Here is a 2,575-nt window from a genome sequence, read left to right on the forward strand (position 1 = left end):
TCCGGCGCGTGGACCCGCACCTGGAGATCGAGGCTGCCTTCGCCGAGGGAACCGCCATCGAGCCCGGCGACGTGACGATGACCATCCGCGGCTCTGCCCGCTCCATTCTCACCGCCGAGCGGACGGCCCTCAACTTCCTCCAGCGCCTTTCCGGCATCGCCACGGTCACCCGCCAGTACGTGCGCGCGGTGGAGGGCACGGGGGCGCGGGTGATCGACACGCGCAAGACCACGCCGGGCATGCGCTGGCTGGAAAAGGCGGCGGTAGCCGCGGGCGGCGGCACCAATCACCGCTTTGGCCTGCACGACATGGTGATGATCAAGGACAACCACATCGCGGCGGCCGGCGGCATCACCGCGGCGGTGGAGGCGGTCCGCAGCCAGAACGACCTGGGGCTGGCGGTGGAGGTGGAGACGAGCACGCTCGACGAGGTGCGCGAGGCGCTGGCGGCGGGCGCGGACCGCATCATGTTCGACAACATGACGCCGGAGATGATGCGCGAGGCGGTGGAGATCGTCCGCGGCGTGGGCGAGGGCGGGCCCGAGACGGAGGCGTCCGGCGGCATCACGCTGGAAACCATCCGCGCGTACGCGGAGACGGGGGTGGACTACATTTCCATCGGCGCGCTCACGCACTCCGCACCCTCGCTGGACCTGTCGCTGCGGCTCACCGCATTGTGACCGACCGCCCGGCAGAGCGCTGGGAGGGGCAGGCGGCCGCGGAGTTGGCCGCCCGCTGGTCGCTTCCCGCGGTTCACCTGTTCGAGAGCATTTCCTCCACGAACGACGCGGCTCGCGCGCTGGCGGATTCTGGCGCGCCGCACGGAACGCTCGTGCTGGCCGAGGAGCAGACGGCGGGGCGGGGGAGGAGCGGCGGCGCGTGGTCGTCGCCGCCGGGGCTGGGGATCTGGATGTCGATGGTGGCGCGCCCGGCCGAGCTGCCGGCGCCCGGCCTGCTCCCCATCCTGGTGGGGCTGGCGGCGGCGAAGGCGGTCGATGCGTACGTGCAGCCCGCGACAGCGCAGATCAAGTGGCCGAACGACCTCCAACTGGCGGGCCGCAAGTTCGCCGGTATCCTCTGCGAGGGCGCGTGGGAGGGCGACGGCCCCGGCGCGGTGATCGTCGGCATGGGGCTGAATGTGCTGCACGCGCCGGACGACTTTCCCGAAGACGTGCGCGATACGGCCACCTCTCTGCGCATCGCGGCGGGATGGCAGCCGTCGCGTGCGGAGGTGGCGGGTGCGGTCGCATCCGCGGTGATGCGTGCCCTCGCCCAACCGCCGGCACAGCTGTCTGGCGCTCTGCTGGGCGCCCTGCGCCGCCGCGACGCGCTGGAGGGCCGCCCCATCCGCGTCACCGGCGCGCAACCGATGTCGGGAATCGCCCTGGGCATCTCCCCAAGCGGCGCCCTGCTGGTCCGCGACACGGAGGGCATGCTGCGCACCATCACCTCTGGCACGGTCCGCCTGGCCCCGGCCGACGCCACCCCCGCCTGACGCGCATCGGCCGTGTTCCGCACTCACGCACTAACGCACTCACGCACTTCCCCAATGGATCTCGTCTTCGACGTCGGCAACACGGAAACCGTCATCGGCTGGTTTCAGGAATCGGAGCTGCGCGGCCACTGGCGCGTAAGCACCGACAGCCGCCGCACCGCCGACGAGTACGGGATGATCCTCGTCCAGCTGCTCACCGCGTCCGGCGTGGGGCACAACGCCGTCCGCGCGGCGACCATCGGCTCCGTCGTTCCCGCGATGACGGTCGTTCTCCGCGGCGCGTGCGAGCGCTACCTGGACGTCGGCGCCGTGGCGGTAGACGCGCGCACGCCGCTGCCCATCACGCTGGACGTCGACGAGCCGATGACGGTGGGTGCCGACCGCATCGTCAACACGCTGGCTGCCCTGCGGATGTACGCGGCCGATACGGTCGTGGTGGACCTGGGCACGGCCACCACGTTCGACTGCATCACCCGTGACGGCGTGTTCATCGGCGGGGTGATCTCGCCGGGCGTGAAGACGTCGTCCGCCAGCCTGACGGAACGCACGGCCAAGCTGCCGCGCGTGGACCTCGTGCCCCCGCAGCGGGTGATCGGGCGGCGCACGGAAACGTGCATCCAGAGCGGCGTGTTCTACGGCGCGGTAGACGCCATCGATGGGACCGTGCACCGCATCCGCGAGGAATGGGGAAGCGATGAGCTGCTGGTCGTGGCCACCGGCGGGCTGGCGGAATTGATCGGCCCGCACTGCCGCACGGTGCAGAAGATCGAGCCGTACCTGACGCTCTACGGCCTGGAGTTCGCCCGCGAGCACCTGTCGCGTTCGACCGCTGGGAGTGGCATGTGAAGTCGCCGGGCCGCGTGCGGCGAGAGGGTAGCCGGGGCGCGCCGGCTTGATCCAAAGCGGCATCGAAGCCGGCAAGGAAGTGTTGTTTCCGCAGCAATCGAGCGGTGCCGCGGAGTGTGTGCGGATCCCTCAGTCGCTGCGGTTTCCGGTGTGGCGAAACGTTTTGGGGTGGCCGCTCCATCGGGATGACATCGTGCGCGACGACGGGAATGTTGACACAGCATCGGACACCCA

General features: G+C 70.7%; 4 protein-coding genes. All 4 read left to right on the forward strand.

What is annotated here, in order from left to right; all coding sequences use genetic code 11:
- A partial coding sequence (nadC, locus tag VIB55_RS13085; protein ID WP_331877096.1) for a carboxylating nicotinate-nucleotide diphosphorylase occupies positions 1-680 on the forward strand: 680 nt, incomplete at its 5' end.
- A complete protein-coding gene (locus VIB55_RS13090; RefSeq protein WP_331877097.1) occupies positions 677-1,495 on the forward strand; it encodes a biotin--[acetyl-CoA-carboxylase] ligase in 819 nt (272 codons plus the stop codon). The genes nadC and VIB55_RS13090, both read left to right, overlap by 4 nt.
- Positions 1,496-1,549: 54 nt before the next feature.
- Complete coding sequence (locus VIB55_RS13095; protein WP_331877098.1) at positions 1,550-2,341, forward strand: type III pantothenate kinase; 792 nt, start codon at positions 1,550-1,552, stop codon at positions 2,339-2,341.
- A 46-nt stretch (positions 2,342-2,387) separates the two neighbouring features.
- On the forward strand, positions 2,388-2,575 hold a 188-nt coding region (locus tag VIB55_RS13100), incomplete at its 3' end, for a hypothetical protein (protein WP_331877099.1).

The organism is Longimicrobium sp., from assembly GCF_036554565.1.
Classification (GTDB): Bacteria; Gemmatimonadota; Gemmatimonadetes; order Longimicrobiales; family Longimicrobiaceae; genus Longimicrobium.